16 protein-coding genes are annotated in these 17770 nt (G+C 75.6%); 9 read left to right on the top strand and 7 right to left on the bottom strand.

Translation table 11 applies throughout. The features are described from left to right. Window positions 1-82: 82 nt before the first annotated feature. Together Q0817_RS08310 and Q0817_RS08305 are read right to left on the bottom strand one after the other, a co-directional pair. A complete protein-coding gene (locus tag Q0817_RS08310) occupies window positions 83-844 on the bottom strand; it encodes a DUF6920 family protein (protein WP_298585694.1) in 762 nt (253 codons plus the stop codon). Further along, window positions 841-1539 (bottom strand): hypothetical protein, encoded by a 699-nt coding sequence (locus Q0817_RS08305; protein ID WP_298585693.1) that lies wholly within the window; start codon window positions 1537-1539, stop codon window positions 841-843. The genes Q0817_RS08310 and Q0817_RS08305 overlap by 4 nt, the downstream gene beginning before the upstream one ends. Before the next feature lie 119 nt (window positions 1540-1658). Here Q0817_RS08305 and Q0817_RS08300 point away from each other — a divergent pair, with 119 nt between their 5' ends. The 4 genes from Q0817_RS08300 (at window position 1659) to Q0817_RS08285 (ending at window position 6142) form a co-directional block, all read left to right on the top strand. Next, window positions 1659-3653: a serine hydrolase gene (locus Q0817_RS08300; protein WP_298585692.1), complete on the top strand. Its 1995-nt coding sequence runs from the start codon at window positions 1659-1661 to the stop codon at window positions 3651-3653. A gap of 130 nt (window positions 3654-3783) precedes the next feature. Beyond that, the gene (locus Q0817_RS08295) at window positions 3784-4017 is read left to right on the top strand and encodes a hypothetical protein (protein ID WP_298585691.1); all 234 of its coding nucleotides are present in this window, start codon (window positions 3784-3786) and stop codon (window positions 4015-4017) included. 282 nt (window positions 4018-4299) lie between these two features. Beyond that, entirely contained in the window at window positions 4300-5535 is a 1236-nt protein-coding gene (locus Q0817_RS08290; RefSeq protein WP_298585690.1) for a VCBS repeat-containing protein, read from the top strand. A gap of 196 nt (window positions 5536-5731) precedes the next feature. Continuing rightward, the gene (locus tag Q0817_RS08285) at window positions 5732-6142 is read left to right on the top strand and encodes a hypothetical protein (RefSeq protein WP_298585689.1); all 411 of its coding nucleotides are present in this window, start codon (window positions 5732-5734) and stop codon (window positions 6140-6142) included. Window positions 6143-6217: 75 nt separating this feature from the next. Here the strand turns inward: Q0817_RS08285 and Q0817_RS08280 are convergent, their stop codons facing one another. The 5 genes from Q0817_RS08280 to Q0817_RS08260 form a co-directional block, all read right to left on the bottom strand. Continuing rightward, on the bottom strand, window positions 6218-7270 hold the full coding sequence (locus Q0817_RS08280; RefSeq protein WP_298585688.1) for a hemolysin family protein: 1053 nt from the start codon (window positions 7268-7270) through the stop codon (window positions 6218-6220). Beyond that, on the bottom strand, window positions 7267-8730 hold the full coding sequence (locus Q0817_RS08275) for a hemolysin family protein (RefSeq protein ID WP_298585687.1): 1464 nt from the start codon (window positions 8728-8730) through the stop codon (window positions 7267-7269). The genes Q0817_RS08280 and Q0817_RS08275 overlap by 4 nt, the downstream gene beginning before the upstream one ends. 166 nt (window positions 8731-8896) lie before the next feature. Next, a complete protein-coding gene (locus Q0817_RS08270) occupies window positions 8897-9904 on the bottom strand; it encodes a DNA topoisomerase IB (protein WP_298585686.1) in 1008 nt (335 codons plus the stop codon). A 94-nt stretch (window positions 9905-9998) separates the two neighbouring features. Continuing rightward, window positions 9999-11096, bottom strand: a complete 1098-nt coding sequence (locus Q0817_RS08265; RefSeq protein WP_298585685.1) for a hypothetical protein — start codon at window positions 11094-11096, stop codon at window positions 9999-10001. A 93-nt stretch (window positions 11097-11189) separates the two neighbouring features. Beyond that, window positions 11190-12188 (bottom strand): NAD(P)/FAD-dependent oxidoreductase, encoded by a 999-nt coding sequence (locus tag Q0817_RS08260; RefSeq protein ID WP_298585684.1) that lies wholly within the window; start codon window positions 12186-12188, stop codon window positions 11190-11192. 231 nt (window positions 12189-12419) lie between these two features. Between Q0817_RS08260 and Q0817_RS08255 the strand changes: the two genes are divergently transcribed. The 5 genes from Q0817_RS08255 to Q0817_RS08235 are packed head-to-tail and all read left to right on the top strand — an operon-like array spanning window position 12420 to window position 17745. Continuing rightward, window positions 12420-13526 (top strand): iron-siderophore ABC transporter substrate-binding protein, encoded by a 1107-nt coding sequence (locus Q0817_RS08255; RefSeq protein WP_298585683.1) that lies wholly within the window; start codon window positions 12420-12422, stop codon window positions 13524-13526. Between the two features lie 13 nt (window positions 13527-13539). Continuing rightward, on the top strand, window positions 13540-14628 hold the full coding sequence (locus tag Q0817_RS08250; RefSeq protein ID WP_298585682.1) for an iron ABC transporter permease: 1089 nt from the start codon (window positions 13540-13542) through the stop codon (window positions 14626-14628). Continuing rightward, entirely contained in the window at window positions 14625-15719 is a 1095-nt protein-coding gene (locus tag Q0817_RS08245; RefSeq protein ID WP_298585681.1) for an iron chelate uptake ABC transporter family permease subunit, read from the top strand. The genes Q0817_RS08250 and Q0817_RS08245 overlap by 4 nt, the downstream gene beginning before the upstream one ends. Further along, a complete protein-coding gene (locus tag Q0817_RS08240) occupies window positions 15716-16660 on the top strand; it encodes an ABC transporter ATP-binding protein (protein ID WP_298585680.1) in 945 nt (314 codons plus the stop codon). Before Q0817_RS08245 ends, Q0817_RS08240 begins: the two co-directional genes overlap by 4 nt. Continuing rightward, a complete protein-coding gene (locus tag Q0817_RS08235) occupies window positions 16657-17745 on the top strand; it encodes a siderophore-interacting protein (protein ID WP_298585679.1) in 1089 nt (362 codons plus the stop codon). Before Q0817_RS08240 ends, Q0817_RS08235 begins: the two co-directional genes overlap by 4 nt. Window positions 17746-17770: the final 25 nt, after the last annotated feature.

Here is a 17770-nt window from a genome sequence, read left to right as displayed (position 1 = left end):
GCCGGCGCCCTCCCGGCACGGCCCTGCCCGGGAGGATTTGCTCGGGAGGATTTGCTCGGGAGGGCCGGCCCGTGAGGGCCGCTCAGCGGAAGCGGACGTCCTCGATCCGCGCCCGGAAGAACTCGCCCGCGGCCTGCCGGTCGGTCCCCCACGCCCAGCCGGCGCGCAGGAGGGCGGGCACGCGCACGCCGTCGACGTCGGCCTCCTCCGACAGCGCCACGCCGAAGGGGTGGCGGCCGAAGCCGGTGCCGTCGGGGTCACCCCACCGCTGCATGCTCAGCTCCTGCAGCCGGCCCTCCGGGTCGACCCGGATCAGGGCGTCCTCGCGCACCCCGCCGAGCACCCCGGACATGACGGCGGTGTCCGGGGCCGGTCCCTCGGACCAGGCGGCGCGCAGACAGGCCGTCGGGACGAGGACCCCCTCGCCGGCGAGCCGGCCGGCGGCGCTGCGGGTGACGTCCGGGCCCGCGGCCGACAGCACGGGCACGAGGCCCAGCAGCCGCCACCGCAGCTCGCCCCCGCCGGGGCCGTACCGGTCGAAGCCCGCGACCGGCAGGCCGAGGACCCGGGTGCGGGCGGCCCACACGAAGCCGGTGCCGGGAACGATGAGCTGCCGGGCGGAGAAAGCGTGCCAGGAGCCGCCGAGCCGGATCTCGCCGCGCATCGACAGCTCCGCCGCGGACCACGCCGGGGTGCCGGGCGGCACGGCCCGCTCCAGCCAGCGGCGCGCGGGCTCGGGCAGACCGGCGATCGCCGCGGTGTCCGCCGCGGGCGGTGGCGGCAGGCCGGGGCGGTCCAGCGCCGCCCAGTGCCGGCGGGCGCCGCGCGGCAGCCGCCCGGTCACGGCCGGCCCCGGAGCATCACGACGGCGGCCGGCAGGTACCACAGGACGGGCACGAGGCGCAGTGCCGTGGTGAGCTCGCCGAGCGGGGAGAGCGGCCCCGCGGTGGGCACGAGGGAGAAGACGGAGAGCAGGGCCGCCGCGGCCGCCCCGGCGGCGATCCCGCCGAGCCACCGCGGGTACGCGCCGCGGGCGAGGGAGAGCGCGGCGACAGCGGCGAACGAGACGGCGAGGGGGAGGTTGGCCAGGGCGAGGAGGACCACGCACAGGTCCGTCACCGCGCCCGCCGTCCCCGCACCCATCGACGCCGCCGCCGGCATGGTCAGCACGATCTGCACGCCCTGGCCGGCGATGTTCAGGGCCGCGGCCATGAGCCCGGCCCCGAAGGCCACGGCGGAGACCGCGCCGGGCGGGCCCTCCGCCCGGAGCAGGCGCGCCCGCACCCACCCGAGGAAGCACACCAGCGCTCCCTGGCCGAGGACGAAGAGCATGCTCTGCGCCAGCAGGGGGCCACGGTTGCGCGCCAGGAACGGCCCGTAGGCAGGGTCCCCGGTGGCCGGCCAAGGACCGGAGAGCGCGGTCTCCAGGAGTCCTCCGGCGATGCCGAGGAGCACGGAGAGCAGTCCGGCGGCCGCTCCGGCGACCGGCCACAGGACGGCTGCGGGAGCGGAGTGCGACAGGGTCCGGGACCGGGTCATGCTCCCAGGCTAGACCGGTGGTCCGGCCCCGGTCCCGTTCCGGGCGCCGGACCGGCCGCACGCCTGCGCTCCCCGGTCACACTCGGACACGGGACCCGGTGCCGGAGCAGGATGGCCTCATGCGCGTGCACCCGTTCCCGGTCCGGTCGCCGATCCCCGCGGCGCCCCCGCGAGCGCCCGGGGCGGTGCTCGCGCTGGTCCTCGTGACGCTGCTGCTGCTCGCGCACCTGGCGGTGCCGTCGTCCGCCGCCGCGCGGGAGCACGGGGCGCAGGAGGATCAGGGCGTGCGGGAGCTGACCGCCGGCGACGTCGACACATGGCTCGACGGCCTGGTCCCGGCCCTCCTGGACGCCGAGCGGCTCCCGGGGGCGACGGTGGCGGTCGTCTCCGGCGGCGAGATCGTCACGGTGCGCGGCTTCGGCGCGGCGGACCGGTCCCGGCTCGTGCCGGGCGCCACCCCGGTGGACCCCGAGCACCACCTGTTCCGGATCGGGTCGGTGTCCAAGCTCTTCACCGCCACCGCCGTGCTGCAGCAGGTGGAGCGCGGCGCCCTGGACCTGGACGCCGACGTCCGCGAGCACCTCGACTTCCCGCTGGAGCTGCCCCGGGGAACGGTGACGCTGCGGCACCTGCTGAGCCACACCGCCGGTTTCGAGGAGCGCGTGGACCACCTCATCACCCCGGACGCCGAGAAGGTCCGCGACCTGCGCACCGAGCTGGCCGAGGACCCGCCGCAGCAGATCTTCGCGCCGGGCACCACCCCCGCGTACTCCAACTACGGCCTGGCCCTGGCCGGCTACGTCGTGCAGCAGGTCACCGGCGTCCCGTTCGAGGAGTACGTGCGCGAGGAGGTCCTCGGCCCGCTGGGCATGACCTCCAGCACCGCCGAGCAGCCGCTGCCGCCCGCGCTCTCCGACCGCGTGGCCGGCGGCTTCCCGGCGCCGGGGGCCGAGCCCGCGCCCTTCGAGCACATCTCCGTCCCGCCCGCCGGGTCCGTGAGCAGCACCGCGCAGGACATGGCCGCGTTCCTGAACCTGCACCTGGGCCACGGTCCCGACGACGTCCTGGGCCCCGGGGCGCTGGCGGCCATGCACGCCCCGGCGCTGCCGCCCGCGTCCCTCGGCGGGCTCGGTGCCGCCGAGCAGATGACCCTGGGCTTCCGGGGCCACGAGATGCGGGGGCAGCGGGTGCTCTCCCACGGCGGCGACACGAACCTGTTCCACAGCGAGCTGGTCCTGTTCCCCGACGCGGACACGGGCCTGTTCGTCTCCGTCAACGGCAACGGGGTGCGCGCGCTCAGCACCTCGGTGCTGCGGCAGCAGCTGGTCGGGCAGTTCGCCCGCCGCTACGTCGCCCCGCCCGAACCGGCGGCGCCGGAGCCGCCGCCCGGCGCCGCGGAGCGGGCCGCCGCGGTGGCCGGCCACTACCGCAGCGCACGGCGGGCGGAGTCGAGCGCCGCGGCCCTGGTGGGCGCGCTCGCGATCACCACGGTGCGCGCCGGCCCGGACGGGACGATCAGCGTCGGCTCCCTCGCGGCTCCTCCCACCACGATGCACGAGGTCGAGCCGTGGCTGTGGCGGGAGACCGGGGGCACGGCCACCCTCGCGGCGCGGGCCGACGAGGACGGTGTCCGGGACATCGCGCTGGTCGCCTACAGCACCGAGGGGAGGGTGAGCGCCTGGCACGGGCTGTTCGTGCCCCACCTCCTGCTGCTCGCGGCGCTGCTCGTCCTCGTCGTGACGCTGGTCGCCTGGCCGGTGAACCGCCTGCGGCGGCGGCGCCGGTGGGACACGCCGGGGGGCGCGGCCCGTCCCCGGCGCGTGCGGCGGCTGGCCTACGCGGCTCCGGTGGCCGTGCTGGCGGGGCTGGCGCTGTTCGCCGCGAGCGTGCAGCCGGACCTGTCCCTGGTGCGGCCCCTCACCCGTCTCGGGCAGGCGCTCCTGCTCCTGGGCGTCCTCGGCGTGGTGCCCGCCGTCCGGCACCTGGCCGGTGCGCTCCGGCACCGCCGCGGGGTGGTCGCCGTGGCCGGGGCGGGGCTGCTGGCCCTGTCCCTGGCCTGGATCGCCGGCTACGCGGTGGCCTACCGCGTCCTGTGGCCCGACATCAGCGTCTGACCGGCGCCCGGGCACCGGCGCCGGAGGCGGGCGTTGACTGCCGGCGGCGCCCGCACCAGCATGAGTGCCACAGGCCGCCCACGGAGCGGCCGCCGGGACCACCGGGTCCCCGAGCACCAGGAGGACGACCATGACGCGCATCGGCACCAGGAAGAGCACCAGATGGAAGGACCTCACGCCGGGGCAGCAGACCGCGCTGCTGACGCTGGCCTCCGTGCAGGTCTCGCTGGCGGCCACCGCCTGGGCGGACCTCGCCCTGCGTCCCGCCGAGGAGGTCAACGGCGGCAAGGGGAAGTGGGCGGCGATCATCGCCGTCAACTTCGTGGGCCCGGTCCTGTACTTCCGGCGCGGCATCCGCCGCTGAAGGCCCTCGGGGGTCCGGACCAGGACCCGGTTCCCGGGCGGGGCTCCGGATAACGATTCGGCACGGAGCGGAGAACACTTAGCGATGGCATACGCGCGGATCTAGACTGGTTCCACCAGCAGTTCCGTCCGCTCGGCGGGAGGCGGTCACCGGTGGACCACGGTCCCGGGACCCCGGCCGAGCCCACGGCCAGACGCCGGTCGGTGGGGGTCGACCGGCTCCCACCCGAGGTCCGGCGATCCGGACCGAGTTCTCCGCTCTTCGGAACCTGGAGGTTCCACCATGAAACGCTCACCGATGGCCCGTCTGCTCACCGGGGTCTCCGCGACGGCACTGGCCGCCACCGGCATCGCCCTCGCCGGACCGGCCCACGCCGTGTCCACCCAGGGGTTCCTCTCCTACGTCGACGGCTGGCGGGTCGACCAGCACGTGCGCGAGCTCGCCGACGTCAACGGGGACGGACGCGCCGACGTGGTGGCCTTCGGCGACCCCGGCGTCTTCGTCGCCCACGGCCAGGCCAACGGCACCTTCGCCGCACCGGTGCTGAGGGTCCGCGACTTCGGCACCGCGCAGGGCTGGGGCACCGACCGGCACCCGCGGCAGGTCGCCGACGTCGACGGCGACGGCCGCGCCGATCTCGTCGGCTTCGGCGACGCCGGCGTGCTCGTCGCCTACGCGCAGCCGGACGGCAGCTTCACGGCGCCGGCGCTGAAGGTCCGGGAGTTCGGCTGGAACCAGGGCTGGCGGGTCGACCAGCACGTCCGCGAGCTCGCCGACCTCGTCGGGGACGGCGCGGCGGACGTCGTCGGCTTCGGGTACTCCGGCGTGACGATCTCGCACGGCCGGTCGGACCGCACCTTCTTCGGCACCGGCAAGCGGATCGACAGCTACGGCTGGGACCGTGGCTGGCGGGTCGACCAGCACCCGCGGATGCTCGCCGACATGGACGAGAACGGGACGGCCGACATCGTCGGTCTCGGGGACGCCGGCACGTACGTCTCCTACTTCTCGGCGCTGGGCGACACGTTCACCCAGCCCGCCCTGGAGGTCCGCGACTTCGGGTACGCCCAGGGCTGGCGGGTCGACCAGCACCCCCGGGACGTCGGCAACGTCAGCGGGCACCTTGCCCCGGACGTCGTCGGGTTCGGCCACCGCGGCGTCCTCGCCGCCTACTCCCGGCCCTACGCCCCGGGCGAGCCGAAGTACCTCCCGGTCACCCTCGAGCTCGCCGACTTCGGCATCGCGCAGGGCTGGCGCACCGACCGGCACCCCCGGGACCTCGCCGACATCAACGGCGACGGGATCCTGGACGTCGTCGGATTCGGCGACGCGGGTGTGCACGTGGCCTACGGGGACGACAACGCCTTCTTCGGGCCCGAGCTGACGTCCACGTCCTTCGGCTGGTCGGCCGGCTGGGACCCGGCGCGGTTCCCGCGCCTGCTCGGGGACGTCGACGGCGACGGCCGGGACGACGTCGTCGGCTTCGGGTACTCGGCGACCTACGTCGGCCTGTCCTGAGGTGCACGGCGGACTCCGCCGAGACGCGGCGCCGGGCGCGGCACGCCCTCGAAGGCCTCCTCCGGGGCCGGTCCCGCCCCGGCCAGGAACAGCCCTCTCCGTGTCGCCCGGCGGCTCCGGCGGCTAGGGTGGGTCGTCCCGGGCCGATGGCGCCCAGCCCGGAGCACGTCCCGCCCGACCACCGAGGAGCACGCTGATGACCCACCGCACCCTGACCCTTGCCGCGGCCGGCCTGACCGGGGCGCTGCTGCTGAGCGGATGCCAGGACGAGACGAGACTGACCCAGCTGGACCAGTCCGAGGTCGCCACCGAGGAACTCGTCGGGAAGGAGATCACCCTCACCAACGAGGTGGAGGGGATCTACGGCGAGGAGTTCCTGACCATGGGCGACGAGCAGACGGTGGTCTTCGTGCGCGAGATGCCCGCCGACCTGCGCCCCGGCGACGAGGTCGAGGCCACCGGCACCGTCGAGGCGGACGACCTGTTCAGCGAACCCGGCGACCGGGACCGGCTGCTGCGGCTCACCGACGAGGAGACCGCCAACCACCTCGTCAACCGCGAGTCCGAGCCCTACCTCACCGAGGCCACCGTCACCGTCGTCGAGTAGGCACCCGCCCGCGGAGGGGCGAGGCCCTCGTCCCCCGGCGGGACGAGGGCCTCGTCGGTGCGGGCCGGCGCCGGCTCAGGACGGGCGGCTGGTCGCGTCCCGGACCTCCCCGACGAGCTCCTCGAGGACGTCCTCGAGCGCGACCACGGAGACGTCGCCGGCCGTCGTGCCCCGTCCCTCGACGAGGGCCAGGTGGGCGTTGCGCTGCTGCATGGAGCGCATGACGTGCCGCAGCTTGGCGTCGGCGGCCACCGTGCCGAGCCGGCGGACGGCGTCCTGCGGGACGGGGGCGTGGCGGCGCTCGGGCGGGATCCCGAGCAGGTCCTTGGTGTGCACGTAGCCCACCAGCGTCCCGTCGTCCTCCTGGACGGGGAAGCGGGAGAAGCCCGTGCTCGCGCAGATCTGCTCCAGCTCCGCCACGGTGGCGGACCGGGACACGGTGTGCAGCTGCTCGGGCGGGATGGCCACGTCCTCCGCGGTGAGGTGCTCGAAGTTCAGCGCCCCGGTGAGCAGGGTGATCTCGTCCTCGTCGAGCAGGCCCTCGCGGCCGGACTCGGCGACGAAACCGGCGACCTCGTCCGAGGTGAAGCTCGACGCGACCTCGTCCCTGGGCTCGGCCTTGAACACGAACCGGACCACGAGGTTCGCGGACTGGTTCATCAGCCAGATGAACGGGCGGAAGACCAGCACGAAGACCCGCAGGACCGGGCCCAGCAGCAGGGCCGAGGCCGCGGGCTTGGCGATGGCCATGTTCTTGGGCACCATCTCCCCGATCACCATGTGGAAGAACGTGACGACCAGCAGCGCGATGACCAGGGCGACGGGGTGCACGAGTCCCTCGGGCACGCCGGCGTCGGCCATGGGGCCCTCGATGAGGTGGGCGATCGCGGGCTCCCCCACGGCGCCGATCAGCAGGGAGCAGGCGGTGATGCCCAGCTGGGTGGCGGCCAGGGACGTCGAGACGTCCTCGATGCCCTTCAGCGCGGTCCTGGCGGCGGCGGAACCGGCGGCGGCCTTCGGCTCGATCTGGTCGCGGCGGGCCGAGACCATGGCGAACTCCGCGGCCACGAAGAACGCGTTGCCGCCCAGCAGCAGGACCAGGAACAGGATGGCGAGGCCTTCGCTCATCGGGACTCACCCCTCTCGGCGTCGACGGCCGTGGAGCCGGACGCATCACCGGTCCCTTCGGGGGCCCTCTCGGCGGGCGTCCCCGCGGGCGTGGCACCGCCCGCCTCGGCCCGGCGGCCGTCGCCGCGCCGGACGACGATCCGGTCCACCCGGTGCCCGTCCATCCGCACCACGGTGAGGGTGACGTCGGTGCTGGTGGGCAGGTTGTCCTCGTCCCGGTGGACGTGGTCGACGGCCTCGAACGAGACCGTGTCCCCACCCAGGGGCAGCCGGTCGAGCCGCTCGGCCATCAGCCCGCCGAGGGTGTCGGACTCCTCCCCCTCGGGCAGCTCGAGGCCCATGACGTCGCCGAGCTCGTCGGGGCGCAGCAGACCGGACACGGAGATCCCGCCGTCGCGGGTGCGGCGGTACCGGGCGACGGTCTCGTCCTGCTCGTCGTCGATCTCCCCGACGATCTCCTCGATCAGGTCCTCGAGGGTGACGATCCCGGCGGTCCCCCCGTACTCGTCGACGACGACGGCCAGCTGCAGTCCGGGCTTGCGCAGCTCGCGCAGCAGCGGGTCCAGGGTCATGGACTCGGAGACGGTCGTCGTCGGGACCGCGATCTCGCGCACGGTGCGGGTGCCGCGTTCGTCGAAGGGCACCGCGAGGGCGTGCTTGAAGTGCACGACACCCACGATGTCGTCGACGGAGTCGCCCTCCACCGGGAAGCGGGAGTGCCCGGTCTCGGCGGAGATCGCGATGAGGTCCTGGACGGTGTGGTCGTCCAGGAAGGTGACCTGCGGGCGCGGGCGCATGACATCGGCGGCCGTGCGGTCGCCGAACTCGATGGACCGGGCCACCAGCTCGGCGGTGCCGGCGTCGAGGGTGCCCTCGGCCCCGGAGCGGGAGACCACGGCCATCAGCTCCCCGGCCGTGCGCGCGCTGGCCACCTCCTCGGTCGGGGTGAAGCCGAGCAGCTTGAGCACCCAGTTGGCGGAGGAGTTGAGGATCTTCACGAGCCAGCCCAGCAGCAGCATGAAGATCCGCTGCGGGTGGACCACGAGCCGGGACACGCGCATCGGCTCGGCGATCGCCCAGTTCTTCGGCACGAGCTCGCCGAAGACCATCTGCGTGAAGGTGGCGATCACGAACGCGGCCGTGGTGGCGACACCGGTGGCGACCGCCGGGGACAACCCGGTGAGGCCCAGGCCCTGCCCCAGGATCACGCCCAGGGAGGGCCCGGCGAGGAACCCCACGATGAGGCTGGTGAGGGTGATGCCCAGCTGCGCGCCGGAGAGGTTGGTGGCGGTCTTCGTCAGGGCCCGCTCGATGGCGGCGGCCCTCCGGTCGCCGGCCTCCTCAGCGGCCCGGACCTCGTTGCGGTTGACCGTCAGGAAGGCGAACTCCACGGCCACGAAGAGCGCGTTGCCGAGGACCAGGAGAACGGCCACGGCGAGCAGGATCCATGCTTCTAGCACGCGGCGCTCCCCTCGGGCGGGAGAGTGCGGTCAGGGGAACCCGTACTTCGGGGCTCCGTTTCGTCCGGACCGGCGGTGGCGCGGTGCGCGCCTCCGGGGGACCGGGAGTCGAGGGAAGGCATGCCCCCCAGAATAACGGCACCGCGTGGGAGCGCGGTGCACGCGCTCAGGTGAGGAACGCGCGCAGGGACCGCTCCGCGGCCCGGTAGGTGGCGGCGTCGATGGTCTCGCCGTCCAGGAACCGGTCGATCACCCGCGGGTCCGTGTAGGAGCTGCGGGCGATGGCGGCCGTGTTGCCCAGGTGCTCGGCGACCTCCCGCATGGCGGCGGACACGGCCTTCTTCCGGGCGCTCTCGCCGGGCCCGGTGCCGGCGCGGGCGGCGAGCGCCATCGCGGCGGTCACCGTTCCCTGCCAGGTGCGGAAGTCCTTGGCGGTGAAGTCGGGGCCGCACCGGTCCCGCACGAAGTCGTTGAGCCGGGCGCTGGTGATGCCGGCCCACTGCCCGTCCTCGTCGCGGTACGCGAGCGCGGTCTCCTCCGGGCCGCGCTCCAGCATGGGCGCGAGCGCGGCGGCGAGGTCGGCGTCCCGGAGGGTCAGCGTCCATCGGTGCCCGCTCTTGCCGGGGAAGTCGAGGTGCACGTCCTGACCGTCCACCCGGACGTGCTGGACCAGCAGGGTGGTCACGCCGTAGGAGCCGTTCGACTGGGCGTACTCCTCGTTGCCGACGCGCAGGGCGGCCTCGTCCATGAGCCGGAAGGCCGCGGCGCAGGCCTTCTCCGCCGTGGCGCCCTCGGACCGCAGCAGCCGGGTGACGGCCGGGCGGGCCTGCGGGAGCGTGTCGCCGAAGTCCAGGACGCGGTCGAACTTCTCGCGGTCCTTCAGCTCCCGCCACCGAGGGTGGTAGAGGTACTGGCGCCGCCCGGCGTCGTCGACGCCCGTGGCCTGGATGTGCCCGTTGGGCTGCGGGCTGATCCACACGTCCTTCCAGGCAGGGGGGATCGCCAGCTGCCGGATCCGCTCGAGCTCGGAGCGGTCCTGCACCTTCGTGCCGTCGGCGTGGCGGTAGGCGAAGCCCGTGCCGTGTCCGCGGCGGGTGATCCCGGGACGGTGGCAGTTGCTGCGCCGCAGGCGGGGCGTGCGGGGCTTCGCCGGGGTCTGCTGCGTGGCGGCCATCGTGTCCTTCCGGGTCGGACCCGGGGAGCACCCCGGGAACACCAAGTCTACTGACTGTCGGGGTCCGCGCAGAGGGGCACGGCGGCGGCCCCGGTCAGGGCTCCGAGCGGGTGTACGCGGCGGCGCGCACGGCGTCGTCGTCCTCGAGCCCGGCGCCGAGGGCCCCGCCCACGGTGGCGAGCGTGGCGGTCAGCCACGCGAGCTTGACGTACTCCACCGCCCCGACCGGGGCGCCGATCACGTCCGCGAAGACGTCGCCGTCCACGAGCAGCAGCGCCCCCAGCCAGGACAGGGCGAAGACCGCGAGGTAGAAGACGGACACGCCGATGGCCACGGTGGCGGCCGTGGCGAGGTTGAACAGGGCCACCTGCTCGCGCTCGGCCCGCCGGCGCGGGCGCTCCCACAGCCGGGCGCCGACGACGAGCGCTCCGGTCACCGCCGCGATCGACAGCAGGCCCAGCAGCCCCAGCCGCCAGGGGCCGTAGGCGGCGGCGAGCAGCCACAGGTCGGACGCGACCAGGGTGAGCACGCCGGTCGCCGCGGCCAGGGCGAGGAGGCGGGAGAGCCGCACCACCAGGGTCCAAGGGCGGTTGGCGCGGATCATCCCGAGGAGCAGGCGCACGTTGCCGCCCAGGACGCGGGCGGTGAACTGCACGGCGTTGTCCTCGGGCCGGTCCTCGACGTCCTCCGAGCGCTGCCGCGCCCGCCGGACGAGCTCCTCCTGGGCGTCGGCGTCGTCCGCGTCCTCCGTGTCGTGGCCGAGCAGGTGGCCGACCACCCGCACGGTCGCCTGCCGGACCTTCTGCCCCACGTGCAGGGCGCCGAGGGCCGGGACGGCCACGAGGCCCACGCCGTGCACGGGGCTCAGCTGCATGAGCACCGGGCTGCGGCCGTCCTTGAGCGGGACGTCCGTGAGGACGACGACGAGGTCCCAGTCCTCGTCGAGCATCCGGTCGCGCGCGGCCTCGAGCAGGTCGAGGCCGTCGGCGGGCGGGACGACCAGCCGGTCGGTCACCGCCGCCACCCGCCAGCGCACTCCGGGGTAGCGCCCGTGCAGCGGCCCGGGCAGGGAGGCCGCGATGTCCGGGGGCAGGGCGCCCGCGATCTGGGGCGAGAGGACGAGGCCGACCAGCAGCTCGGGCACGGGCTCGTGGGCGGGGTCGGCGGCGGTGGCGGAACGGTCGTCGGGCACCGGTCAATCCTGGGGCAGGTCGCCCGGAAACTCCATTCGGGTCCGGTCCCGCACGTCCCGCCGCCGCTCCTGCGCCCGGTCGGGGCGAGGTCCTCAGCGCGCGGTGAACCAGCGCGTCGGCGGCGCCGGGGCGGGGGCCGAACCGGCGCCGGAGTGCCCCCGCAGCGAGGTGGCGCACGCGACCCCGGCGGCCGCCCCCTTGCCGATGGCGATCGGCACCAGCTGCAGGCCGGCGGTGATGTCGCCGGCGGCGTAGACACCGTCGACGCTGCTGAGCTGGAACGCGTCGACCGCGATGCGTCCTTCGTGGTCGAGCTCGCACCCCAGCTCCCTCGCGAGGTCGTTGGTGGGGTGGTGCGCACAGGAGAAGAAGACCTTGTCCCCCTCCACGAGCTCCCCGCCGGCCAGCTGGACCCCCGTCAGGGCGCCGGGGGCCCCGATCAGCGCCTCCGCGACCCCGTCCACGACCTCGGCCCCGTGGTCGGCCAGGACGGTGCGCTGCTCCTCGTCGAACGCCGGTTCGGTGGTCCCGGTGACGATCCGGACGCTGTCGGCCCAGTCGAGCAGTTCCGCGGCGTAGGCCGGCACGTGCCGCCCGGAGCCGAGGACGATGACGACCTGGCCGCGGGCGGTGTACCCGTCGCAGGCCGGGCAGTGGTGCACGTCGACGCCGTAGTGGTCGGAGAAGCCGGCGATCCCGGGCACCTGGTCGCGGACCCCGGTGGCCAGCACGACCCGCTCCACGGTGATCTCGGCGCCGGTGATCTCGGCGCCGGTGATCTCGGCGCCGTCGACGACGGCGCGGAACAGGCCGCCCTCGTCCCGGCGCAGGCCGGTGACCGTCCCGTGGTGGAGGCTCACCTGCGGGTACTGCGCCAGCCCGGCGCGGGCCTCGGCCAGCAGCTCGCCCGGGGTGGTCGGGTCCCTGCCCAGCAGGCCGTGGGTGAACTCGGCGGACAGGTTGCGCTGCCGCCCCGCGTCCACGACCACGGTGGAGCGGAGGTAGCGGCCCAGCCAGGTGGCCGCGGACAGACCGGCGGGGCCACCACCGACCACGAGCACGTCGGCGGAGGACGGGAGGGCAGATGCCATGGGTTCTTCTCTCCGGCTCGGGACCAGCACTGCATCGGTCGTCCGGCCCACTCTACGCAACGGGCCGGAGGCGGATCCCGGCCGGCTTCGACCGCCGCGCCGGAGGATTAGCTCATGCTCGTGTTGCGTATTCTCCGGATCACGCCCTAGGGTGATCCCTGTCCTGGAGGTTAGGCAACCCTTGCCTCACCTCCGTCCGCGCCGACGGCCCCGCCGTCGACCTCCGAAAGGGTGGCCGTGGCCCCTCTGCTTCCCCGCGCTCCGCGTCCTCTGTCCCCCGGCGCCGCGCGCCGCCACGTCCTGGTCCCGGCCGCCCTGCTGACCGCGGGGGCCCTGGTCCTCACCGGGTGCTCCACCGGCCCGGCGGGCGGGGGGTCCGGAGGCGGGGCCACGACCGCGGAGGGCGCCACCGGCGAGTTCCCGCGCACCGTGCAGCACGCCTTCGGCGAGACCACGCTCGAGGAGGCCCCCGAGCGCGTGGCCACGGTGTCCTGGGTCAACCACGACGTCGCGACCGCCCTCGGCGTGGTCCCGGTCGGGGTGCCCGCCCTGGACTTCGGCGCCAACGAGAACGGGTCCACCGACTGGTTCGACGCCGCGCTCGAGGACGCCGGCGCCGAGGCCCCGGAGACCTACGCCGAGACGGACGGGATCAACTTCGAGGCCATCGCCGCGCTCCAGCCCGATGTCATCCTGGGCGCCTACTCCGGGCTGACGCAGGAGGACTACGACAAGCTCTCCGAGATCGCCCCCGTGGTCGGTTTCCCGGAGGACGCCGTCGCCTACGGGACGTCCTGGCAGGACTCCACGGAGCTCATCGGCCAGGCCCTGGGCCGGGAGGAGCGGGCCGCGGAGGTCGTGGCGGACGTGGAGCGGCAGATCGACGAGGCCGCGGCCGAACACCCCGAGCTGGAGGGCACCTCGTTCGTGTACGGCACGCTCGACCCGTCCGCGGCCGACCAGATCTTCGCCTACACCGCGGTGGACAACCGCCCCAAGTTCCTCGAGTCCCTCGGCATGGTCCAGTCCGGGGCGGTCGCGGAGGCCGCCGAGGGCGAGGAGGACGAGTTCTTCATCACCTGGTCCCCGGAGCGCGCCGACGAGCTGACCTCCGACGTCTTCGTCAGCTGGGCCGAGGACGAGGGCGTGCGCGAGTCCATCGAGAACGACCCCCTGCTCAGCCGCGTCCCCGCGGTCGCCGACGGCGCCCTGGTGCTCCAGAGCGACCAGCAGGAGGTGCTCTCGGTCTCGGCCGCCTCCCCGCTGAGCATCCCGTGGGCGCTCGAGAACGTGGTCCCGGACATCGCCGAGGCCGCCGCGTCCGCCGGCGGCGAGTGAGACGGCGGACCCGGTGATCAGCACGAGCACGGTCTTCCCCGTCCGGGCCACCCGGCAGACCCCCGGCACCGCGCAGCGGCGCCGGGGCCTCGCCCTGTCCGCGGCCGTGCTGCTGCTGGCCCTGGCCGCCGCGGCCTCCCTGTTCTGGGGGGCCCGCTCGGTGGACCCGGCCACCGTGGTCGCCGTGCTCACCGGGCTGCCGGCCGACCTGCTCGAAGGAGGCTGGTCCCAGGTCTCCGCCGGGCTGGGCATCGACGCCGCCGTGGTGCAGAGCAGGATCCCCCGGACCCTGACCGCGGTGCTCGTGGGGGCGGCCCTGGCCGTGGCCGGCGCCGGGATGCAGGGAGTCAGCCGCAATCCGCTGGGCGACCCCGGGCTGCTCGGGCTGACCGCCGGCGCGGCGTGCGCCGTGGTCCTCGGGATCGGCTGGCTCGGCCCGGTGGCCACGTGGCAGCTCACCGCGCTGGCCCTCGCCGGCTCGGCCGTGGCCGCTGTGCTCGTCTTCGGCTCGTCCCGGCTCGGCGGCGCCCCGACCCCGGCGGGCCTGGTCCTGTCCGGCGCGGCCGTGAACGCCGGCTTCACCGCGCTGACCACCTCCGTGGTGCTCGTGCTGCCCGCGGTCCTGGACCGCTTCCGGTTCTGGAGCATCGGCTCGGTCGCCCGCGCCGAGACCACCGACCTCGCCGCCGTGGCACCCCTGGTCCTGCTGGGCGTCCTCCTCGTGCTCGGCGGCTCCTCCGGGCTCAACGCCATGGCCCTCGGGGACGAGCTCGCGCACGGGCTGGGCGTGGACCTGGGGCTCCAGCGCGTCCTCGTCTTCGTGGGCGTGGTCCTGCTCTCCGGCTCGGCCACGGCGCTCGCCGGCCCCATCGCCTTCGTGGGGCTGCTCGTGCCCCACGCCGTGCGCCGCCTCCTCGGCGGCGACTACCGCTGGATCGTCCTGTTCAGCGCGGCGCTCGGCCCCGTGCTGCTCCTGCTGGCCGACGTCCTGGGCCGGGTCCTGACCCCGCCCCAGGAGATCCACGTGGGCGTGACCACGGTGGTGCTCGGGGTGCCCGTGCTGCTGGCGCTGCTGCGCCGGGGACGGAGCGTGACCCTGTGACCGGCACGGTCCTCGCCCCCTCCCCTGCCGCCTCCGAGGAGACCGGTCCCGGGGAGACCGGCCCCGCCGAGCTCGTGCGGGCGGTCCGCCGCGACCGGCTCCGGCGCACCCGCCGGGCCGTCGCCCTGCTGGCCCTGGCGCTGCTCGCGGCCCTGGCCGTGCGCGTGCTGCTCGGGCGCTACACCGTGACGGTCCCCGACTTCCTCGCGATCCTCGCCGGGGAGCAGATCCCCGGGGCGAGCTTCATCGTGCTGCAGGAGAAGCTCCCGCGCGCCGTGCTGGGCGCGCTCGCCGGGGCCGCCCTCGGCTGCTCCGGCGCCCTGTTCCGCCGGGTGCTGCGCAACCCCCTGGCCAGCCCCGACATCCTGGGCATCACCTACGGCGCCGCGGCGGGGGCCGTGGCCGGCACCGCGGTATGGGGCCTGCGCGGCACGGCCGTGTCCTGGACCGCCCTGGCCGGGGCGCTGCTCGCCGCGGCCCTCATCGCCACCGCCTCGGTGCGGCTGCGCACCGGCGGGATCGTGGGCGAGCGCTTCCTGCTCGCCGGCATCGGCGTGGCCGCGCTCGCCCAGGCCCTCACCGCGGCCCTGCTGGCGCGGCTGTCCCTGAACTCCGCCCAGGACGCCGCCCTCTGGACCGCGGGCTCGCTCAGCGCCGCCACGTGGGAGCGGATCGCCGTCCTCGGCGCGTGCCTGGCGGTGGCCGTGCCCGCGGCCGTGGCGGTGCACCGCGCGCTCGAGCCGGCCGAGCTCGGACCGGAGCTGGCCGCCGGGCTCGGGGCGCGCCCGGCGCGCAGCCGGGCCCTCGCCCTGGGCCTGGGCGTGCTGCTGGCCGCCGTGGCCACCGCCGCGACCGGTCCGCTCGCCTTCGTGGCGCTGATGTCCACCCCGGTGGCGACCGCCCTGACCCGGGGACGGACCTCGATCGTGGCGTGCGCCCTCGTGGGCGCCGTGGTGGTGGTGGTCGCCGACGCCGTCGGCGCGGGCCTGGTCGCGCAGGTGCAGCTGCCGGCCGGGGTGGTCACCGGCGCCGTGGGCGCCCCCGTGATGCTGTGGCTGCTCGTGCGGCAGCGCAGAGGAGCCCTGGCATGAGCCCCGACCCGCGCTCCGATCCGCGTCCCGCGGAGGCCCCCGCGGCCGACGCCCCCGCCTTCCGGATGCGCGGCCTGTCCCTGGGCTACGGCGACCGCCCCGTGGTGCGGGACGTGGACCTCGACATCCCGCACGGGGCCACCACCGTGCTCATCGGCGCCAACGGGTGCGGCAAGACCACCCTGCTCAAGGGCCTGTCCCGGCAGCTGCGCCCGCTCACCGGCACCCTCGAGGCCGACGGCCGCGGCGTGCGCGAGTGGCACGCCCGCCGGTACGCCCGCTCGGTCAGCCTCCTGCCGCAGTCGCCGGTGGTCCCGGAGGGCCTGACGGTCGCGGAGCTCGTGGAGCGCGGCCGGCACCCGCACCGCCGCTGGTGGGGCGCGCCCGCCCCCGACGACGACGCGGCCGTGGCCCGGGCGATGGAGCTCACCGAGCTCACGGCCCTGGCGGCGCGGCCGGTGGAGGAGCTCTCCGGCGGGCAGCGCCAGCGGGTCTGGATCGCCCTGACCCTGGCCCAGCGGGCCCGGACGATGCTGCTCGACGAGCCCACCTCCTACCTCGACCTGGCGCACCAGGTGGACCTGCTGGACCTGCTCCGGGGGCTGGAGCACCCGGACGGACCGGGCGCCGGCCGGGCCACCGTCGTCGCCGTCCTGCACGAGCTGAACCTGGCCGCGCGCGTGGCCGACCGGCTCGTGGCGATGGCCGCCGGGCGCATCGTGGCCGTGGGCACGCCGGAGGAGGTGCTCACCCCCGATCTGCTGGCCGAGGTCTTCGGGCTCCGGGCGGACGTCGCCCGGGACCCCGAGGGCGGGCGGCCCGTCGTCCTGCCCCGCGGGCGGGCCCGCGAGGGCTCCCACCCCACCCCGCCCACCGCACCCGTGTCCCTGGACCCCGGGCCCCGGGCTGCCGCCGCCCCGACCGGAAGGACCCCGCTGTGACCGTCGTCCCCGCCCCCGAGACCACCGCCCCCGACGCCCCCGTGCTGTGCGTCGAGGCCGCCGTGACGTCCGTGACCCAGCTGTGCCCGTCCTTCCGCCGGATCACCCTGGCGGGACCGGAGCTCGCCGGCCTGTCCCCGGCCCTCGTCGGGGCCGGGGACCGGACGCGGTGCCGCGACGCCTACATCAAGCTGCTGGTCCCGCCCCCGGGCGGAGAGCCCGAGCGGGCGGACCTGTCCCTGGGGCTGCGCGAGGGCTGGTTCGCCCGGCCGGCCGAGGAGCGCGGCTGGATGCGGACCTACACCGTGCGCGGCGTCCGGCGCACCACGTTCTGCGGGATGGTGGTCCCGGAGCTCGTGATCGACGTCGTGGTGCACGGCGGGCACACCCAGGACGGTCCCGGCAGCCGCTGGGCGGCCGGGGTGTCTCCCGGCGAGCGCGTGTACCTGCTCGGGCCCGGCCCGCAGGAGCGGCCCTGGGCGGCGTGGGACCACGGCGGGACCCAGCGCGTCCTCGCCGTCGGGGACGAGACCGCGGCCCCGGCCCTGATGTCCGTCGCGGAGGAGTTCACGGACACCCTTCAGGGGGCGCCCGACGGCGGGACCCGTCCCCGCCTCGACGTGGTGCTCGAGGTCCCCCACCCCGAGGACGTCGCTGCCCACCGCCTGCCCGCCGACCTGCCGGACGTGCGGCTGCACGTCCTGCCCCGGGCCGGGAGCGGGGAGCCCGCCGGGCACGGGCACCGGGCCGCGGAGCGCCTCGCGCGTCTCCTCGAGCTGCCCGGCGGCGCCGTGGACGACGTCCTGGCGGGCCGCCGACCGCAGCGCGGCCGCGGGGCGCCCGCCCGGTCCGCCCTGTCGGCCCCGTCGGCCCCGTCGGCCGGAGAGAACGCCGCCGAGAACGCCGCCGAGCCCCGGGCGTGGTCGGTGGCCGGCCCCGGGCGCGCCGACGTCCCCTACGTGTTCCTCGCCGGTGAGTCCGGCACCGTCAAGGCCCTGCGCCGACTGTGCGTGGACGCCGCGGGCATCCCCAAGGACCACGTCTCCTTCATGGGCTACTGGCGGCAGGGTCAGGCGGAGTCCTGAACGCTCCGCACAGGCCCGCACCGGG

Source organism: uncultured Kocuria sp. (assembly GCF_947500125.1).
Taxonomy (GTDB): Bacteria; Actinomycetota; Actinomycetes; order Actinomycetales; family Micrococcaceae; genus Kocuria.
The sequence above is the reverse complement of the archived record's forward strand: the minus strand, read 5'-3'. Positions and strand labels throughout refer to the sequence as shown.